This is a genomic window from Flagellimonas lutaonensis (genome assembly GCF_000963865.1).
GTDB classification, from domain to species: domain Bacteria; phylum Bacteroidota; class Bacteroidia; order Flavobacteriales; family Flavobacteriaceae; genus Flagellimonas_A; species Flagellimonas_A lutaonensis.
Genome location: NZ_CP011071.1, coordinates 1,694,772 through 1,712,530 on the forward strand (window position 1 = coordinate 1,694,772; position 17,759 = coordinate 1,712,530).

The following is a 17,759-nucleotide window of genomic DNA, read 5'->3' on the forward strand; positions in this document are numbered from 1 at the left end:
TAATTATGTTATTTCAAGACTGACTTTGGCATGTGCATGGTTACCAACATATTGGGAAGGTCAACCACTTGGGCAATCTGTAAATCACCCTGCAAGGAACATAAAGCATACGCTTCTTCAGTAGAAAGACCTTGCTCTTCTTTTAAATAATCAACCATATACAGGGTCGCTTTTTTGGCGGCTTCGTCAATGGTGGGCCCAAAACCGGTAGTGGCGTAATACGCTTCAGTTTCATATTGGGGTTCTGAAATAGATTTGTTTTTCAGAACTTCAACCTGGCATACAATCCTCAGTGGACACTCGATGGCGGTGCCGCAGACTTCACCCAGCCCCTGAACGGCATGCCCATCGCCTATGGAGAACAGCCCCCCTTCTACAAAAACAGGAAAATACATGATGGTGCCCTCGGTCATGTTTGGGTCATCCATATTGCCACCATTGGCCCGTGGCGGTATGGTGTTCAACAATTCTGATGTATCGGGCGCTACCCCCATCACCCCCGGAAAGGGGTTCAGCTTAATGGCAATATCGTCGGTAAACATCACTTTCTCACAATCCTTTCCGAGTTTGTAAAGCTTTAAATATTTGACGTCCAGTGTATCGGCCAAAAAGCCAAAGCCGGGTAAGATGGCGTTCCAGCCCCAATCACCCAATTCAATTTTTTGTAAGGTCACTTTCAGTACATCCCCGGGTTGGGCACCTTCCACAAATACAGGGCCCGTCAAGGGATGTATGGGCCCAAAATCCAATGAATCCAATGCCCCCAAGGTAGAGTTCATGTTAAATTGCCCATCGCTTGCCTCTTTTGTAAAGGCTTCAATGACGGCTCCAGATTTTACAGAAAGCACGGGAGCTATGGCGTTGCTGAATTTGTTATGCGTATTTTTAGCGGTCAAGGTATGCTGAATGACAAGCGTATCCAATTGTACTATCGGCTCATCACCAGCTGTGGATTTTTCCTTTTGAAGGCACGAAGACATCAAGGCTATCAGTAGAAACGCCAAAAAAAAGGTTGGATTTTTCATTTTCAGGTGGTTTTCAGGTGATTTGTTCAAATTACAAATTCTTTACCTTTAAAAGTTCAAAAAGTAAAACCATGCTTAGATTTCTCTTATTTTTCTTTTTAGGATTTTTGATTCAAGTTGCACCTGCACAAAAGACCAACTTTTCATACCTCGATGTATTTGATCTACAGTATGTCACTGATCCCCAGATTTCACCAGATGGGGAGTGGGTGGTGTACCGTCGAATGGATTTCGATATTATGAAAGACCGTGCTTGGGGCAACCTATGGATGCTCAAGACCGATGGCAGCCAACACCAAAAACTGACCCCTCGCGAAGTCAGTGAAAGCAATGCCCGGTGGTCGCCTTCGGGGGATAGGATTGCCTTTACCAGTTCCACCGATGAGGGCGCTGAGATTTATATGTACTGGTTCGGTTCGGGTAAGATTGCCCGTTTGACCCAATTGCCATTCAGTCCCAGTTCACTTACTTGGTCACCAGACGGAAACCAATTGGCCTTTTCAATGAATGTTGAAGCGAAGGCACCTGTAATAGCAAAGACCCCCAAAAAACCGAAAGGCGCCAAATGGGCCGACACGCCCAGAATCACTGATAGGGTCTACCATGAGGCCGATGGCCGGGGCTATATCGATCCTGGCTTTAACCATATTTTTGTGATGCCTGCAGAAGGCGGAGCGGCCAGGCAGATCACTTCTGGTGACTGGCACCATCGCGGCACCCTTTCTTGGTTACCAGATGGTAGAAAAATCTATTTTTCGGCCAATCGTGTCGATGATTGGGAGTACCGCTTTCGTAACAGCGAAATCTATGCTGCCGATGTGGAGAATGGTCAAATTGTGGCCTTGACAGAGCGCGATGGGCCCGATTATGGTCCGCAGGTTTCGCCCGATGGAAAATATATCGCCTACATTGGCAACGAAGACAAGAGACAGGCCTATCAAGTGAGGAAGCTGCACATTATGAACATTGATGGAAGCAATAAACGAAGTATCTCGGATGGATTGGACAGAACGGTTTCTGATATCCGATGGGATGCCAAAAGTGGCGGACTCTATTTCAACTACGATGACAAGGGCAACACCAAGATTGCACATATCGCCCTTTCTGGCAAGGTCACCAAACTGGCCGATGACCAAGGGGGCACCAGTTTGGGCAGGCCCTATTCAAGCGGTTCGTTCAGTGTTGCCAACGATGGTACCGTGGCCTACACCCATTCACGGCCCGAATATCCGGCAGAAGTTGCCGTTCTAAAACCAAAGGCTAAAAGCCCCAGAAAAATAACCGCTCTGAACAAGGCGCTATTGGATCACAGAACCTTGGGCAAGGTCGAAGAGGTCTGGTACAAATCAAATGTTGATGGCCGTGATATTCAGGGGTGGGTCGTGTATCCGCCCAATTATGACCCTTCAAAAAAATATCCCTTTATGGTCGAGAATCACGGTGGCCCCATTGCGAATTACGGTGACCGTTTTTCGATAGAGATGCAGTTGTATGCTGCGGAAGGATATATCGTTTTTTACCCAAATGCACGGGGCAGCACCAGCTACGGGGAAGAATTTGCCAACTTGCTCTACAGAAATTACCCGGGGGAAGATTATAACGATGTGATGGATGGGGTCGACTTTTGTATCGAAAAAGGTATTGCCCACGAAGACCAACTTTTTGTCACGGGCGGAAGCGCAGGCGGTATCATGACCGCTTGGATGATCGGCAAGAACAATCGTTTCGAGGCAGCGGTAGTGGCAAAACCCGTGATGAACTGGATCAGCAAGACGCTGGTGGCCGACAACTATTTTGGCTATGCCAACTCACGCTATGAGGGCCAACCTTGGGAAAATTTTGAGCACTACTGGAAATTTTCGCCCATTTCGCTCGTTGGCAATATAGAGACCCCGACCATGGTCTTGGTGGGCATGAACGATCTGCGCACCCCGCCCAGCGAGGCCAAGCAATTGTACCATGCCTTGAAGTTGCGCAAGATTGAGACTGTACTTGTCGAGATACCCGAAGCAAGCCATGGCATTGCCAATCGGCCCAGCAACCTGATTGCCAAGATTGCCCATACGGTGGCATGGTTTGACAAATTTCGAACAGATAAAAAATCGGATGACAAAGAATAAGAAAAGACATTGGTTCTGGAATCTGTTGATTGTCTTGACTGTTATTTTTTGTGTTGCCGCTTTTGTACTCCATTATAAGAATTACAGTGCCATTGAAGAGGGTGAGTTCAAGGTTTATTCGGGTATTTACCGGCAGCAGATTCCCCTATCAGAGATTGATACCATTTCGTTAGTTCAGCGGATACCCCAAATGGAGCGTAGAAACGGGTTTTCATGGTTTGCTAGGGAAAAGGGAGTGTTCAACGATTCGCTCACCAATTCGACGACCTATGTTTTTGTGGATGATCTGAGACAGCAGAAAGTTAAGGTGGTACACCATGATTCGTTGAAATTGTTCTTCAACTTTACCGATAGCCTCAAGACCATGACCACCTATGAAACCCTTAAAAATATGGTCGATGGACCTGAATAGATGGCCAAGGGAGGATGACATGAAATGGCTGCGATGGGTTTTTTGGTTCGTGGCCGGCAGTTTGTTTTTGGCATACGTTTTGAATTATTACGAAGTGCTCTAAAATCCACAAAGCGGTTTTTGCGCGTATACTTTTTTAGAAAGAATTGAGTTAAGCATTCAGACGACCTAATGTAATAAAGAAATGAAGCAACTTTTTTGGTTTGTGGTGCTGTTTCCCGTTTTGGCTTTTTCCCAAAACGAGCTATCGGTAGAAGTGCATGGGGTGCCCTCATCGGAAGGAAAAATCAACGTGGCGGTCTATAACTCAGAAGATGGGTTCTTGAAATTTGACAAAGTGTTCAAATGCGATAGCATAGCAGCCCAAAAAGGGGTAACCCATCTCTCCATAAAAAACCTTCCAGCGGGTGAATATGCACTGGCCATTTTTTATGATGAGAACGGCAACAATAAACTCGATACCAATTGGTTGGGCATTCCAAGGGAGAAAGTGGCCTTTTCAAATGCCAAGATGAAGACTTTTGGTCCGCCAAATTTTAAAGAATGTTCATTTAAGGTTGTGCGCGATGTTGCGCTAGAGGTCTTTCTGTAACTATCTTTTGTACACCCGAACCCAGTCCACCTGCATCTGCGATGTGTCTGCAAATGACGAGGGCGATGAATTCGGAAAGAAGAATCCACCGACCGCGGTATTCAATACTATCTGTTGTTTCAGGCCAAAAAGCGTGGCAATGTAGTTGAGCGGGCTCGCTTGATATTTGTGCAACGTTTCACCATCAAATATGATTTCGAGGCTGTTGGCGGTCCAAATAAGTTCGTACGTGTGAAAATCTGCAGTAATGTCAACCTCCAACTCATGTTCTACCACGGTGTTGTTGTTGTCTGTCAAGGGTATGCCGGGTTCTGTTCCATAGAAAATATTGGATGAAAATTCCATGGGAAGATTGCCCCGTGCCTCTACGATGTCAATTTCGCCCTGGGTGGGCCATGGGTCGCCATACGACCAAAAAGCGGGCCACATACCGTTGCCTGGGGGCAATTTGATCCGGGCCATAAAGCGATATTCGGTTTCTCCCGTGGCGCTCGAAGGACCAAATGTTGTCTTGGTCTCTATTCTTCCAGAAACATATTGAAACTCTTTGGGGCTACTATCAAAAGGATTGTTGGGCCCGGTAATGGTTTCCCTTTGTATGTCGATGGTCAAGATTCCATCTTCGATGGTCAGCTGCTCTGGCCTGTAGAATTGAATCTCATTGTTGAAGGCCCCGCTTTCCCACACGTTCCATTGTGAAAGGTCACCGTCAAAATCATCTTCCCAGACTAGGTTCCATGGCCTGTTTGGGTCAAGCGGTTCTTCGGGTGTGTTTGAATCGGGGATTGGGACAGTATCATCGGTTTCAGAGGAGTCTGAGGAACAACTTGAAATCCCCATCGCTGTAAAAAGAAAAACCACCAATGAATAGTGTACAATGGTGAAAAAAGACTTGGTGTTCATGGTGGTACGTAAAAAGGGTGATTATTTTTTATTGAAAGGTAGTGATTTTTATAACGCCCTTGGCCCCCTGGGCACCATAAAAAGAGGCATCGGGGCCAGCCACGACTTCAATTTTTTTGACATTGAAACTGTCTACCAATTCGTCGATTCTACTGAACGAATTGCCAATTATCTGCCCGTTCAGAACATAGAGTGGTTCGCCAAAGTCCCTAGAATTAAGGGTGTTCGTGGCCTTGTTGATTACCGGCAGGCCATTCTTTAATGAAACGCCGGGCAATTGGCGAATTCGGGTCAACAGCGAAACTTGACCCCGGTTCTTTCGTTCGAGTTCTTGCTCAACGTTCATCGAGGTTGTTTCCTTTTTTTTGGTGGAAGAACATCCGGTAACACCAAAAATCAATATAAAGACCAACAGGCAATAAAGTTTTTTCATAGTGAATCAGGCAAATAGTATTGCCTAAAAATAGGAAAAATGTAAGAAATATCATCGTTGTAAAAACTGACAACTTTGCAAACGATGAAATAGGGGGATGTATGCTGGATTAATAAAGCAGGACGGGCGAAGCCCTAATGGCAGCCACAATCGGTGCCACCACAGTTCTTTTTGTTGTCTTCTTTTTGGGAAACGAACAAAGACCTTGGGAGCAAAAACTTTTTGGCCAAGAAGGCAATGGCCGCCGCCAAGATCAGATATGCCAATATTTGCTGAAGAATATCCATTAGCTATTTTATAATTTGGTAGGCTGCCAATGCTACAAGGTACGCAAAGCTGCTCATAAAAACCAGTTGAAGCAAGGGCCATTTCCACGAATTGGTCTCTCGTTTAACAATGGCCAGCGTACTCATGCACTGCATCGCAAAAGCGTAGAAGAGCATCAACGAAATGCCCGATGCCAGGTCAAAGAGGGGTTTGCCCTTATCATTTAGTTCTGCGGCCATACGGTTTTTAATGGTCTCCTCTTCATCGCTGCCCACACTGTAAATGGTCGCCAGGGTTCCTACAAAAACTTCCCGAGCGGCGAAAGAGGTCAAGATAGCAATGCCTATCTTCCAGTCATATCCCAAAGGTTTCACTACGGGTTCAATGGCTTTTCCGGCGTAGCCGATGAACGAATGTTCAAGTTTATAGCTGGCTATTTCTTGCATTTTGGCCCTTTCGCGCAGGGTTATCCGCAATTGCTGGATGGAATCTTGAAGTTGTGTGGGAATATCGGATGAGGACTCGATATTTCTTGATATCAAGTAACGCTCAACATTGTCATTGATATAGTTTTTGCTGTAAGGGCTAAGGCCTTGTTGTTCAATTCTTTCGGAAACAATGGCTTCGGCATTCTTGAACTCTTCAGAAAGGCCATTGGAACCCAAGAACCAAAGTACTATGGAAATCGCCAATATAATTTTGCCCGCCCCCAAAACGAAACTTTTGGTTTTTTCAATTACGGTGTACGCGACATTTTTCAACAGTGGTAGCCGATATGTGGGCATTTCGACGATAAAAAGTGAACGGGTCTTTGTTTTCATGACCTTGTTCAAGACCATGGCCGATAGAATGGCCATAACAAAACCAAGAAGATAAAGCATCATCAAGGTCAAGGCCTGGTAGCTTAGCCCGAGTACCCTTCCAGGTGGAATAACCAGAGCTATAATGATCAGGTAAACCGGCAAACGTGCCGAGCAAGTGGTAAAGGGCACCACCAAGATGGTGATAAGGCGCTCTTTCCAGTTCTCGATGGTTCGGGTCGCCATTACGGCAGGTATGGCACAAGCGGTGCCCGAAATCAAGGGTACCACGCTCTTTCCGCTCAAGCCGAATGGGCGCATCAGGCGATCCATCAGAAATACCACGCGGCTCATATAACCGCTCTCTTCGAGCAAAGAGATAAACAGGAACAGAAAAGCGATCTGTGGAATAAAGATGACAATGCCCCCGATGCCTGCAAGGATTCCCTCGGCCAATAAGTTGGTCAAAATACCTGGCGGCAGCGTATTTTTGACCCAATCACTGGCGGCTGCAAATTGGGCATCGATAAAATCCATCGGATACGAGCTCCAATCAAATATGGCCTGGAAAATGGTCAACAACAGGGCAAAAAAGATAAGGTAACCAAAGATTTTGTGTGTCAATATCTTATCAAGGGTAGCCCGTAGGCCTTTTGCCGCCTTATAGTCTATTTTATAGGTCTCTTTCAGCACCCCGTTGATGAACTGGTATCGCAAAACCGTCTCTTTGTGCTGTAACCGTTTCAGTTCTTCATTTGACTTTGTGTTGAATTTTGAAGTGTCTGCTATGCGCTTTTTTTCCAAGGGCATGAAGTTCACGTCTTGGGTAATCACTAGCCATAGCTTGTAAAGGTCTTCTTTAGGAAAAGTCTTTTTTAACCGCTCGAAATATGCCATGTCGATAACCGAGGCATCCAAGGTTGGCATGGTCGATAGGTTTTTATAGTCAGCAATCAAGGCCTTGATGCGGTCAATGCCCTCTTTTTTTCGGGTGCTGACCAGTGCAATTTTTGTGTCAAGACGCTCTTCCATCAACCCAACATCAAGCGAGATGCCTTTTCGCGACATGCGGTCTGACATGTTGATGACCAAAATCGTTGGGATCTTCAGATCTTTGATTTGGGTAAACAACAAAAGGTTTCGCTTGAGGTTTTCCACATCGCTGACGACCACGGCAACGTCTGGATAGTCCCTACTGTTTTTATTGAGCAATAGTTCGACAACGACACTTTCATCCAACGAGGTGGTATTGAGGCTATAGGTGCCCGGAAGATCTATAATATGCGCTTTGACCCCCCTGGGCAGTTTGCAGATGCCTTCTTTTTTTTCGACCGTGATACCGGGGTAGTTGCCCACTTTTTGGTTAAGACCTGTCAACTGGTTGAAAACAGAGGTTTTACCGGTGTTGGGGTTGCCAATTAGGGCCACATTGATGCTCTTGCTCATGGCCGTACGGGTTCTTCAAATAAATCAAGCTCAATTTCTTTTGCCAATGTTCTGCGAATGGCAATATGGCTGCCGTTCACATTGATATAGATGGGGTCTTTGAGCGGTGCGACCTGAACCAATTCAACGCTGTTACCGGGCAGGCAGCCCAGTTCCATCAGTTTAACCGGAATGGTATTCTTGGTAAATTCCTTAATGATTCCTATTTGTCCCTCTTTCAAATCAGCAACGGTCAAGACGATATTATTTAGAATGATTTTAAGTAAGCAAAAGTAGGGGAAAAATTGCTAAAAACCCCAATAAGCAAGTGCCAAATTCCAAAAACCAATTGCAAAAAGGTACTTTCAAAAAGCCGTCGCGATAGTTATTTGGAATTTGGAATTTTTTCCTTACCCCCCATAGGAAGCTTTCAAGAGTTCGATATCTTCCAATAGTTTCTTGACTTCTTCGGCATCGGTGCCATCGTAAAATCCGCGAATGCGCCGTTCTTTGTCCACAAGAATGAAGTTTTCGGTATGGATCATGTCAAAAGGCCCCCCATCGCCATCCGTTTTAACGGCCAGATACGATTTTCGGGCCAACTCGTATATCTGTTTTTTGTCGCCTGTGACCAGATTCCATTTTTCATCGATCACACCCTTTTCAAGGGCATACTTTTTTAGTTGGGCCACCGAATCAATCTGGGGGGTTACCGTGTGCGAAAGCAACATTACCTCGTCGTCATCTAGAATATGGCCTTGTATTTCGGCCATGTTCTTGGTCATGATCGGGCAAATGGTCGGGCAGGTCGTAAAAAAGAAATCAGCCACATAGATTTTTTCATCATAATCTTGCTCGGTAATGGTGTCACCGTTTTGGTTGATGAGCTTAAAATTGGCGATGGTATGGTATTTCTTTTTATAGTGCAGCGTGCTATCGACCAGTTCGGGGTTCACCATAGAGGGTTGGTAAATGGGCAATCGCTGCTTGGGCGTAAGTGCAGTATACATCAAATAAATGATGATGGCCGACAAAATGGAGAAAACAATGAAAAAAAACCGGTATTTGGCAAAAAACCTGCGCATAGTGTTGGCAAAAGTACTGGTAGTAAAGGTATTTATCCAAACCGACCGGCAAGTTCCGTACTAAAACTTTTGTTAAAAAAGAAGAGCGTTTGCATGCCCACTTTTTTAAGACCTATCAAAAATGTACTTTTGCGTGCTTGAATTTAATGAACGATAGATGAGCCCCATTGCAGTTAAAGTGATTCAGTTTTTTCTGAGTCTTTCCCTTTTGATCATTCTTCACGAATTGGGTCACTTCATCCCCGCAAAAATCTTTAAGACACGGGTCGAGAAGTTTTTTCTCTTTTTCGATGTGAAGTTTGCCCTGTTCAAAAAGAAAATCGGGGAGACCGTTTACGGCATCGGCTGGCTGCCATTGGGAGGCTACGTGAAAATAGCCGGAATGATCGACGAGAGCATGGACACCGAGGCCATGAAAGAAGAACCCAAGCCATGGGAATTTCGCAGTAAACCGGCTTGGCAACGGTTGATCATTATGCTGGGCGGTGTAACCGTGAACTTTGTATTGGCGGTCATTATCTATATTGGAATGGCCTACTCTTATGGTGATCAATACATTCCAATGGAGAGTCTGAAAGACGGTGTCTGGGTAATGGAGGAGAACATAGGCGAAAAGTTGGGATTACAGACCGGGGATAAGATTGTGGCCATTGATGGGGATAAGGTAGAAAACTTCAACAATGTTTTCATCGACCTGATCAATGGAAACAGCATGACCATTGAAAGGGATGGGCAGATCATCGAAAAGGAAATCCCCGTCGATTTTATTGCAACATTGCTTGAAGATGAAGATAAGGTACGTTTTTTAAACTATAGAATTCCCTTTGTAATTGGTAGTGTTCCCAAAGATTCACAGAATTATAGATCAGGCCTTAAAAAAGGGGATGAAGTGGTACGAATCGGGAATGATTCTATTAAATACTTTGACCAGGCGAAAACTCTTCTGGAGAAATATGAGGGACAGAGGATAGAATTGGGCGTGCTACGCAACAATAGCGAACTTGTCAATATTCCTATTGTAGTTAGCGATAGTGCCACTATTGGAGTTTTTCCAGCTGCAATGCCATTCAAAAAACTTGAGGAAAAGGGAATTTTAAAGGTAGAAACCAAGACTTACACACTATGGGAGTCTATTCCAGCGGGCATCAACAAAGGGGTGGATATCTTGACCAGTTACGTGAAACAGCTGAAGAAAATTTTCAACCCGTCCACTGGTGCCTATAAAGGTGTAGGAGGGTTTGCCGCCATAGGCAGTATGTTTCCAGACACATGGGACTGGGCCGCTTTTTGGTCGACCACCGCATTGATTTCCATTATCCTGGCCTTTATGAACATTCTTCCCATACCAGCTTTGGATGGGGGCCATGTGATGTTCTTGCTCTATGAGATGGTCTCTGGAAGAAAGCCAAGCGACAAGTTTTTGGAATATGCCCAGATGGTCGGTTTCTTCTTGTTGATCGCACTGTTGCTCTTCGCAAACGGTAATGACATCTATAAAGCCCTGACAAAATAAAAAACTGAATTTTTTGTTTGTAGTGATTTATAGAAACTGCTATATTTGCACCCGCCTTTGCCACCATGTACGGGCATTAGCGGAAAATTTCGCTTAAAAATTTTATGAGATTCCTCCTTAGCTCAGTTGGTTAGAGCATCTGACTGTTAATCAGAGGGTCGCTGGTTCGAGTCCAGCAGGGGGAGCAAACAAAAGCCACTGGAACAAAGTGGCTTTTTGTATTTATGATGGGAACCTATTATCTCTACATCTTACATTCTGAAAAGTTTGACAGTTATTATGTAGGCTCTAGTTCAAACCCCTGGCAGCGGCTGCAACAACACAATGAGACTCCAAAATGCACCTATACCTCAAAATATAGACCCTGGAGTTTGGCCGCCATTTTTCAGGCAGTGCATAGCCGGAGTGATGCGATCAAAGCCGAAAAATTTGTGAAGAGTCAGAAGAGCAGGATTTTTATAGAAAAACTCGTTGAAACGGATTTCGTGCCATCTGGCAATTTAGCTCAGTTGGTTAGAGTCCCTCACGTGCGGGATTAATCAGAGGGTCGCTGGTTCGAGTCCAGCAGGGGAAGGAGAATTAGTAAGGCTCCAGTGATTGTTAATCGCTGGAGTTTTTTTTTGCAACATTATCAAATAATTAATAGCATATTTTTGTCTCAGCGGCATATATATAAGATCAAAATATTATCTAATATTGAGGAGATTGGGTTTAATAAAAATTCATTGAATAAAAGACAAAAGTCATATTTTGTTGTTTGAAATGGGTTTACCTTACTCTCTGCTAATTTTAAAAATGTCGTAACCGCCTAATTGTATGAAAAGGAAAAATGTTGAACATCTAGAACTTTCTTCAAATGGACCAAGCCTGAACGGCAATTCGGAGAAAAAGAAAAGATTTCCCCATGAAGATTTTGCCGCGGGCATTCCACCCTATCTGCGTGGGCCATATTCGACCATGTATGTCAGGCGGCCGTGGACCATCAGGCAGTATGCAGGCTTTTCCACAGCAGAAGAAAGCAACGCCTTTTACCGTAGAAATTTGGAAGCGGGCCAAAAAGGCCTTTCAGTGGCCTTTGACCTGCCGACCCATCGGGGTTATGACAGTGACCATGAGCGCGTAGTTGGTGATGTGGGAAAAGCAGGCGTGGCCATCGATACCGTAGAGGATATGAAGATTCTCTTTGATGGCATCCCCCTTGATAAAATGTCGGTCTCAATGACCATGAACGGGGCGGTACTGCCCGTAATGGCCTTTTATATTGTGGCTGCGGAAGAACAGGGTGTGAAACCAGAGCAGTTGGCGGGCACCATCCAAAACGATATTTTAAAGGAGTTCATGGTGCGCAATACCTATATATATCCTCCCACACCCTCCATACAAATCATCGCCGATATTTTTGAATATACCAGCAAAAACATGCCGCGGTTCAATAGTATCAGCATCTCGGGCTACCACATGCACGAGGCAGGAGCGACAGCGGCCATTGAATTGGCCTATACCCTGGCAGATGGATTGGAATACATTAGAACAGGACTGAAAGCAGGACTCAAAATTGACGAGTTTGCCCCTAGGCTTTCTTTTTTCTGGGGAATTGGGATGAACCACTTTATGGAAATTGCCAAACTTAGGGCGGGAAGGATGCTCTGGGCGAAGCTGGTGAAAAAGTTTGATCCGAAGAACGAAAAATCAATGGCCTTGCGAACGCATTGCCAGACCAGTGGTTGGAGTCTGACCGAACAAGATCCGTTCAACAATGTCGCCAGAACCACTATCGAGGCGGCAGCAGCTGCGTTCGGGGGCACCCAAAGCCTGCACACCAATGCCTTGGATGAGGCCATTGCGCTTCCTACCGATTTCTCAGCACGAATTGCAAGAAATACCCAGTTATTTCTGCAAGAAGAAACACAGATTACCCGTACCGTAGATCCTTGGGCGGGCAGCCATTATGTGGAATCGCTTACGGCACAATTGGCAGAAGAGGCTTGGCGTCTAATTGAAGAAGTCGAAGAGTTGGGCGGTATGACCAAAGCAATCGAAGCGGGCATCCCCAAAATGCGCATTGAGCAGGCCGCGGCTAAAAAACAGGCACGGATTGATAGTGGCAAAGAGGTCATTGTCGGGGTCAACAAATATGTGCTCGACAAAGAAGATGAACTACAGATTTTAGAGGTCGATAACCAAAAGGTACGTGCCCAACAAATTGCCAGAATTGAAAGGGTCAAGGCCGAAAGAGATGATAAATTGGTAACTTCATGTCTTGAGAAAATTACGCAAGCTGCCGAGGCCAGATTAAAGGGCAAGGGCGAGAATTTATTGGCGTTGTCGGTCGAAGCGGCAAGGGCTAGGGCTACTTTGGGCGAGATCAGCGATGCCATGGAAAAAGCTTTTGGCCGTCATGAGGCCGAAATAAAATCGTTTACAGGTGTGTATGCAAAAGAACTGAAAGAAGACCCCTTGTTCGAAAAGGCCAGAAAACTGTCTGATGAAATTGCTGAACAAGAAGGCAGAAGACCCCGTATCATGATCGCCAAAATGGGGCAAGACGGTCATGACCGTGGGGCAAAGGTGGTGGCCACAGCCTATGCCGATTTGGGCTTTGATGTCGATATCGGGCCGTTGTTTCAAACTCCTGAAGAAGTGGCTCGACAAGCGGTCGAAAATGATGTCCACGTAGTGGGGGTCTCTTCATTGGCAGCAGGCCACAAGACCTTGGTGCCGAAAGTAATAGAGGCTTTGAAAGAGCTGGGCCGAGAAGACATTTTGGTCATTGTCGGCGGGGTTATTCCCAAGCAAGATTATGAGTTTTTGTACGATGCCGGTGCTGTGGGTATTTACGGGCCCGGCACCAAAATCTCAGAGGCCGCCATAGACATCCTCAATATTTTGAAGCTTTAATATTCATTTCTAAAGGAAAAAAGCCGCAGATTCTGCGGCTTTTTTTGTGGTGTTTTTTTAATTGGGACTTTACGCTGTCATAACGGTTTACGGCCAGAGATAATGTTGTACAAAATGGCTATTATAGCAAGCACCAATAAAATATGGATGAGGTTTCCGGTTGCTATACCAGGAATCACGCCCAAAATGCCCAAAAGCCAAACCACGATCAAAATCACCGCAACCAACCATAAAATACTTCTCATATGTTTTAATATTTAGTTGTTGAAATTAAAATACAAAATATTGTGGTACAATAAGTTGCGATGCGTTTTTCTGAAGCATTACAGCCAATAATAAAACGGAATGGGTCAAATATGGGGCCATTGGGCCACCAATTGGGCAGATCACAAGAGATGCTTGAATTTTTTCACCCATCTTTCGGCCAGGGTATAAGGGGCGTAACGAAGTGGTATGTCGAGCCAATTTGCCTTTTTGATAATGGCTTTTTTATGTGAGAACAGTTCAAAAGAGTGTTTCCCATGATAGCTTCCGATGCCCGATGCGCCCACACCGCCAAAGGGCAGTCGTTTATTTGTAATCTGAATCACCGTGTCGTTGATGACCCCACCCCCAAAGGAATATTGCTGTATGATTTTCTTTTGAAAGTTTTTGTTTCTCGAAAAGACATATAAGGCCAGAGGCTTCCCAAAGTGATTGAGGTATCGCTCGATGTCTGCTTCAGTTTCGTAGGATATGATAGGCAGTATCGGCCCGAAAATCTCTTCCTGCATGGCTTTGCTCTCCAAGTCGGACTCGTTCAAAAGGGTTGGCCCTAAAAAAACATCCCCATCGTCAAATGTTCCCCCGAACAGAATATCCTCTCCCTCCAACATTTCCTTTAGCCTTGTGTAATGTTCTTTGGAAATGATTCTTCCATAATCCGCTGAATTGCGGATGTTCTCACCATACGATTTAATGATGGCTTTTTTCAGTTCGCCGACCAACTTGTCTTTGACTGTTTTATGGACCAAAATATAATCAGGGGCGATACAGGTTTGACCGGCATTCAGAAACTTGCCCCAGCAGATGCGCTTGGCAGCCAGTTTCAGGGGGGCGGTGCCATCAACAATACAGGGGCTTTTTCCGCCCAACTCCAAGGTGACAGGGATCAAGTGTTCAGCGGCACTTTTATAGACGATTTTACCGACACGGGTGCTTCCGGTAAAGAAAATATAATCCCATTTCTCTTTCAAAAGTGCTTGTGAGACTTCGACACCTCCCTCTTTGACCGTCACATGCCCTTCTTCAAATACTTCTTTCATAATCTGCGAGATTATCGCAGTGGTATGGGGTGTGAATTCAGAAGGTTTCAGAACGGCGGTATTGCCGGCGGCAATGGCCCCAATGAGCGGGGCCACGGTCAGTTGAAAAGGATAGTTCCACGGTGCGATGATCAGCACGTTTCCGTAGGGTTCATAATGGATCCAATCGGAAGAAGGAAAATTGCTGAGGCTTGGGGGTGCCCGCTTGGGCCGGCTCCATAAATCGATGTTCTTTATGGCGTGCCGTAGTTCAGAAAGCGTCAACTGGGTCTCTGTGGCAAGGCACTCGAATTTTGGTTTTTTTAGGTCCTTATAAAGTGCCTCACAGATGGCGTTCTCTTGGGCAATGATCGCCCTTTGAAGCTTTTTGAGCGCTTTTTTTCTGAAGGATACGTCTTTGGTCTTTCCTTCCTTAAAAAAATCACGTTGTTTATTGATTACTTCTGATATCGAACTGTTGCCCATAGTTTTATTCGGCTAGGAAATTTTGTAAGTTTTTATGTTGGTTCTAGGCTGGTTACATTTGCTTAAATTTACGGTATGCAGACAGCACTGAAAAATAGTTTTGGTGATTATTTTGAACCCGCATTGCTCGATGAGATTGCAAAAGAGGGTATCTATAAGGAAATAAAGGCCTCTGAAAAAATTATGGAGATTGGCGAGTACATAAAATCGATGCCCCTATTGATTTCTGGGGCCATAAAAGTACTTCGAGAAGACAACGAGGGAGATGAACTGCTGCTGTATTATCTAGAGAAAGGCGATACTTGTAGCATGACCATGGCCTGTTGCATGGGAGATGCCAAGAGCGAGGTGAGGGCGATAGCCGAAACCGATGTCGAGGTGATCATGGTACCGGTGCGCAAAATGGAAGAATGGATGGCAAATTACCGTTCTTGGCGAAATTTTGTGTTTGATAGCTACCATAACCGATTGAACGAATTGTTGTTAACGGTCGACACCATAGCCTTTATGAAGATGGATGAGCGCCTAGTGGCGTACTTGGCAGAAAAGGCCCGCATAAACGAGAGCAAGGTTGTAAAGAATACCCATCAAGAGATTGCCTACGACCTGCATAGCTCTCGCGTGGTGATTTCACGCTTGCTAAAAAGGCTCGAAAAGCTGGGGAAGGTAAAATTGCACAGAAACCATATCGAGATTATCGACCTTTGAAGGTTTGCAACCTAGGTTACAACCTTTCGATGGACCAAATAGTAACTTTGTTGACTGACCGAACAACATGCTGAAACGATACTTTCCCATACTGGAGTGGCTGCCGAGGTACAAAAAGGCCTATTTGGCAGGAGACCTCTCCGCTGGTTTTACCGTGGGCATCATGTTGATACCCCAAGGCATGGCCTATGCCATGATAGCAGGGCTTCCTCCAGTCTTCGGGCTATATGCGGCCCTTTTGCCCCAAGTAGTGTACGCCCTGATGGGCACTGCGCCCAAACTATCGATTGGGGCCGTGGCCATCGATTCATTGGTCGTGGCATCAGGGCTGGGCGCCTTGGCCCTTTCAGGAATTGATGAATACATTGCCATGGCCATTTTTTTGGCATTGTTTGTAGGGGTCATTCAACTTGCATTCGGTTTTTTTCGAATGGGTTTTCTGGCCAACTTCCTTTCAGAACCCGTCATCAGCGGCTTTACCTCTGCGGCGGCCATTATTATAGGGCTGAGCCAATTACATCATTTACTGGGCCTCAATGTACAGCGGGGCGGGCGCATACTTTTTTTGCTAAGGGATACCGTGGCGAATATAGGCCAGACCCATTTGCTTACATTGCTCATCGGGGTGTTGGCCATTGCCGTGATTTCGTTGCTGCCAAGGCTCAGCAAAAAAATACCGGCGGCTCTCATTGTGGTAGTTGTTTCGATCTCCATTATTTACTTTTTGCAATTGGGAGATGTTGGGGTGAGGGTCGTTGGCGAGATTCCAGGGGGATTGCCCACCTTCAAAATACCTGTGGTCGGGGTTGAAAAAATCTGGAATCTGGCCCCCATAGCCATTACGCTGGCACTGTTGTCTTTTGTGGAGGCCGTTTCCATAGCCAAGGGCATTGAGGCAAAAGATGCCTCAGACTCCCTGCGGCCCAATCAAGAATTGTTGGCATTGGGTACCTCGAACATAGCCGGTTCGTTCTTTCAGGCATACTCCGTGACCGCTGGGTTTTCAAGAACTGCCGTTAATGTGAATGCAGGGGCAAAAACAGGTATCGCATCGCTGATCAGTGCCATGGTGGTGGGGCTGATCTTGCTTTTTCTCACACCCGTTTTTCAATACTTGCCCAATGCGGTGTTGGCCGCCATCATTTTGGTGGCGGTATATGGGCTCATAGATGTGAGATATGCCGTTGGTCTGTATAAAAGCCGAAAAGATGAGTTTGCGCTGTTGATGGTCACCTTTTTAATCACTTTGGGAGTCGGTATCATCGAAGGTATCGTATTGGGTGTGTTGTTTTCGCTGGCATTGTTGGTCTATCGCACTTCAAAACCACATATTGCCGTCTTGGGCAGAATAAGGGGTACCGAGTACTTTAAGAACATCAATCGCTTTAGTGAAGATATTGAAGTCTTCGATGAGATACTGATATTGCGATTCGACAGCCAGCTTTACTTCGCAAACAAAGACTATTTCAAGAAAGAGCTCTACAAGAACATGGGGCAAAAAGGTGAGAAACTGAAATATGTCATTTTAAATGCGGAATCGATTGACTACATTGATAGCACGGCAGTTACCATGCTCAAACAGGTATTGGACGATTTTCAAAAGAAAGGGATTACCCTGTTGGTGACGGGGGCCATCGGTCCTACTCGCGACATCCTTTTTGAAAGTGGCCTTGCAGAAAAGATCGGTAGCGAAAACCTTTTTGTCAGAACTTTTGAAGCTTTTGAGTATTGCCAGAGCCTAAAGGAGAAGACCCCACTGCAATCAAAGATTTCAGAGCAGTCGGGTGGGTCGCGTTTTGTAACTTAAGT

Annotated in this window: 17 protein-coding genes and 1 tRNA gene; 9 read left to right on the plus strand and 9 right to left on the minus strand. The window is 45.4% G+C overall.

Annotation, left to right across the window (positions count from 1 at the left end; translation table 11 throughout):
* Window positions 1-8 precede the first annotated feature (8 nt).
* Window positions 9-1,025, minus strand: coding sequence for an acetamidase/formamidase family protein (locus VC82_RS07850; protein WP_052699090.1), 1,017 nt, complete (start codon window positions 1,023-1,025; stop codon window positions 9-11).
* Window positions 1,026-1,096: 71 nt separating this feature from the next.
* On the opposite strand from VC82_RS07850, the gene VC82_RS07855 reads away from it, so the two are divergent.
* The 3 genes from VC82_RS07855 to VC82_RS07865 all read left to right on the plus strand — a co-directional run bounded on the left by VC82_RS07855 (window position 1,097) and on the right by VC82_RS07865 (window position 4,149).
* Complete coding sequence (locus VC82_RS07855; protein WP_045803329.1) at window positions 1,097-3,145, plus strand: S9 family peptidase; 2,049 nt, start codon at window positions 1,097-1,099, stop codon at window positions 3,143-3,145.
* Complete coding sequence (locus tag VC82_RS07860; RefSeq protein ID WP_045801886.1) at window positions 3,132-3,557, plus strand: hypothetical protein; 426 nt, start codon at window positions 3,132-3,134, stop codon at window positions 3,555-3,557. The genes VC82_RS07855 and VC82_RS07860 overlap by 14 nt, the downstream gene beginning before the upstream one ends.
* A 184-nt stretch (window positions 3,558-3,741) precedes the next feature.
* Window positions 3,742-4,149, plus strand: coding sequence for a DUF2141 domain-containing protein (locus tag VC82_RS07865; protein ID WP_045801887.1), 408 nt, complete (start codon window positions 3,742-3,744; stop codon window positions 4,147-4,149).
* Here the strand turns inward: VC82_RS07865 and VC82_RS07870 are convergent, their stop codons facing one another.
* From VC82_RS07870 to VC82_RS07890, 6 genes are all read right to left on the minus strand, one after another.
* Window positions 4,150-5,052 (minus strand): glycoside hydrolase family 16 protein, encoded by a 903-nt coding sequence (locus VC82_RS07870; protein WP_052698964.1) that lies wholly within the window; start codon window positions 5,050-5,052, stop codon window positions 4,150-4,152.
* Between the two features lie 28 nt (window positions 5,053-5,080).
* Window positions 5,081-5,485, minus strand: coding sequence for a TonB-dependent receptor (locus VC82_RS07875; RefSeq protein ID WP_045801888.1), 405 nt, complete (start codon window positions 5,483-5,485; stop codon window positions 5,081-5,083).
* 134 nt (window positions 5,486-5,619) lie between these two features.
* On the minus strand, window positions 5,620-5,772 hold the full coding sequence (locus VC82_RS15660) for a hypothetical protein (protein WP_170218316.1): 153 nt from the start codon (window positions 5,770-5,772) through the stop codon (window positions 5,620-5,622).
* A gap of 3 nt (window positions 5,773-5,775) precedes the next feature.
* Complete coding sequence (gene feoB, locus VC82_RS07880; protein WP_045801889.1) at window positions 5,776-7,998, minus strand: ferrous iron transport protein B; 2,223 nt, start codon at window positions 7,996-7,998, stop codon at window positions 5,776-5,778.
* On the minus strand, window positions 7,995-8,240 hold the full coding sequence (locus VC82_RS07885; RefSeq protein ID WP_045801890.1) for a FeoA family protein: 246 nt from the start codon (window positions 8,238-8,240) through the stop codon (window positions 7,995-7,997). The genes feoB and VC82_RS07885 overlap by 4 nt, the downstream gene beginning before the upstream one ends.
* A 147-nt stretch (window positions 8,241-8,387) precedes the next feature.
* On the minus strand, window positions 8,388-9,062 hold the full coding sequence (locus VC82_RS07890) for an SCO family protein (RefSeq protein WP_045801891.1): 675 nt from the start codon (window positions 9,060-9,062) through the stop codon (window positions 8,388-8,390).
* 157 nt (window positions 9,063-9,219) lie between these two features.
* Here VC82_RS07890 and rseP point away from each other — a divergent pair, with 157 nt between their 5' ends.
* The 4 genes from rseP to scpA all read left to right on the plus strand — a co-directional run bounded on the left by rseP (window position 9,220) and on the right by scpA (window position 13,473).
* On the plus strand, window positions 9,220-10,575 hold the full coding sequence (gene rseP / locus VC82_RS07895) for an RIP metalloprotease RseP (protein WP_045801892.1): 1,356 nt from the start codon (window positions 9,220-9,222) through the stop codon (window positions 10,573-10,575).
* Window positions 10,576-10,686: 111 nt separating this feature from the next.
* Window positions 10,687-10,760 (plus strand) — tRNA-Asn (locus tag VC82_RS07900).
* Between the two features lie 42 nt (window positions 10,761-10,802).
* Entirely contained in the window at window positions 10,803-11,114 is a 312-nt protein-coding gene (locus tag VC82_RS15965) for a GIY-YIG nuclease family protein (protein WP_045803331.1), read from the plus strand.
* Between the two features lie 277 nt (window positions 11,115-11,391).
* Window positions 11,392-13,473: a methylmalonyl-CoA mutase gene (scpA, locus tag VC82_RS07910; RefSeq protein ID WP_045801893.1), complete on the plus strand. Its 2,082-nt coding sequence runs from the start codon at window positions 11,392-11,394 to the stop codon at window positions 13,471-13,473.
* A gap of 77 nt (window positions 13,474-13,550) precedes the next feature.
* Here scpA and VC82_RS15545 read toward each other — a convergent pair whose 3' ends face one another.
* Entirely contained in the window at window positions 13,551-13,718 is a 168-nt protein-coding gene (locus VC82_RS15545) for a lmo0937 family membrane protein (RefSeq protein WP_045801894.1), read from the minus strand.
* 141 nt (window positions 13,719-13,859) lie between these two features.
* Window positions 13,860-15,242 (minus strand): aldehyde dehydrogenase, encoded by a 1,383-nt coding sequence (locus VC82_RS07920; RefSeq protein ID WP_045801895.1) that lies wholly within the window; start codon window positions 15,240-15,242, stop codon window positions 13,860-13,862.
* A gap of 75 nt (window positions 15,243-15,317) precedes the next feature.
* Here VC82_RS07920 and VC82_RS07925 point away from each other — a divergent pair, with 75 nt between their 5' ends.
* Window positions 15,318-15,950: a Crp/Fnr family transcriptional regulator gene (locus tag VC82_RS07925; RefSeq protein ID WP_045801896.1), complete on the plus strand. Its 633-nt coding sequence runs from the start codon at window positions 15,318-15,320 to the stop codon at window positions 15,948-15,950.
* Between the two features lie 67 nt (window positions 15,951-16,017).
* Window positions 16,018-17,757 carry a SulP family inorganic anion transporter gene (locus tag VC82_RS07930; protein ID WP_045801897.1) on the plus strand — a complete coding sequence of 580 codons (1,740 nt, stop codon included), beginning with the start codon at window positions 16,018-16,020 and terminating at the stop codon, window positions 17,755-17,757.
* Window positions 17,758-17,759 lie beyond the last annotated feature (2 nt).

Bases quoted from the DNA above. Each gene is read 5' to 3' on its own strand.
- VC82_RS07850 (WP_052699090.1), bottom strand. From the start codon at position 1,025: ATGAAAAATCCAACCTTTTTTTTGGCGTTTCTACTGATAGCCTTGATG.
- VC82_RS15965 (WP_045803331.1), top strand. From the start codon at position 10,803: ATGGGAACCTATTATCTCTACATCTTACATTCTGAAAAGTTTGACAGT.
- VC82_RS07890 (WP_045801891.1), bottom strand. From the start codon at position 9,062: ATGCGCAGGTTTTTTGCCAAATACCGGTTTTTTTTCATTGTTTTCTCC.
- VC82_RS07930 (WP_045801897.1), top strand. From the start codon at position 16,018: ATGCTGAAACGATACTTTCCCATACTGGAGTGGCTGCCGAGGTACAAA.
- VC82_RS07925 (WP_045801896.1), top strand. From the start codon at position 15,318: ATGCAGACAGCACTGAAAAATAGTTTTGGTGATTATTTTGAACCCGCA.
- VC82_RS07860 (WP_045801886.1), top strand. From the start codon at position 3,132: ATGACAAAGAATAAGAAAAGACATTGGTTCTGGAATCTGTTGATTGTC.
- VC82_RS07920 (WP_045801895.1), bottom strand. From the start codon at position 15,242: ATGGGCAACAGTTCGATATCAGAAGTAATCAATAAACAACGTGATTTT.
- VC82_RS15545 (WP_045801894.1), bottom strand. From the start codon at position 13,718: ATGAGAAGTATTTTATGGTTGGTTGCGGTGATTTTGATCGTGGTTTGG.
- scpA (WP_045801893.1), top strand. From the start codon at position 11,392: ATGAAAAGGAAAAATGTTGAACATCTAGAACTTTCTTCAAATGGACCA.
- VC82_RS07875 (WP_045801888.1), bottom strand. From the start codon at position 5,485: ATGAAAAAACTTTATTGCCTGTTGGTCTTTATATTGATTTTTGGTGTT.
- VC82_RS07865 (WP_045801887.1), top strand. From the start codon at position 3,742: ATGAAGCAACTTTTTTGGTTTGTGGTGCTGTTTCCCGTTTTGGCTTTT.
- rseP (WP_045801892.1), top strand. From the start codon at position 9,220: ATGAGCCCCATTGCAGTTAAAGTGATTCAGTTTTTTCTGAGTCTTTCC.
- VC82_RS15660 (WP_170218316.1), bottom strand. From the start codon at position 5,772: ATGGATATTCTTCAGCAAATATTGGCATATCTGATCTTGGCGGCGGCC.
- VC82_RS07855 (WP_045803329.1), top strand. From the start codon at position 1,097: ATGCTTAGATTTCTCTTATTTTTCTTTTTAGGATTTTTGATTCAAGTT.
- feoB (WP_045801889.1), bottom strand. From the start codon at position 7,998: ATGAGCAAGAGCATCAATGTGGCCCTAATTGGCAACCCCAACACCGGT.
- VC82_RS07870 (WP_052698964.1), bottom strand. From the start codon at position 5,052: ATGAACACCAAGTCTTTTTTCACCATTGTACACTATTCATTGGTGGTT.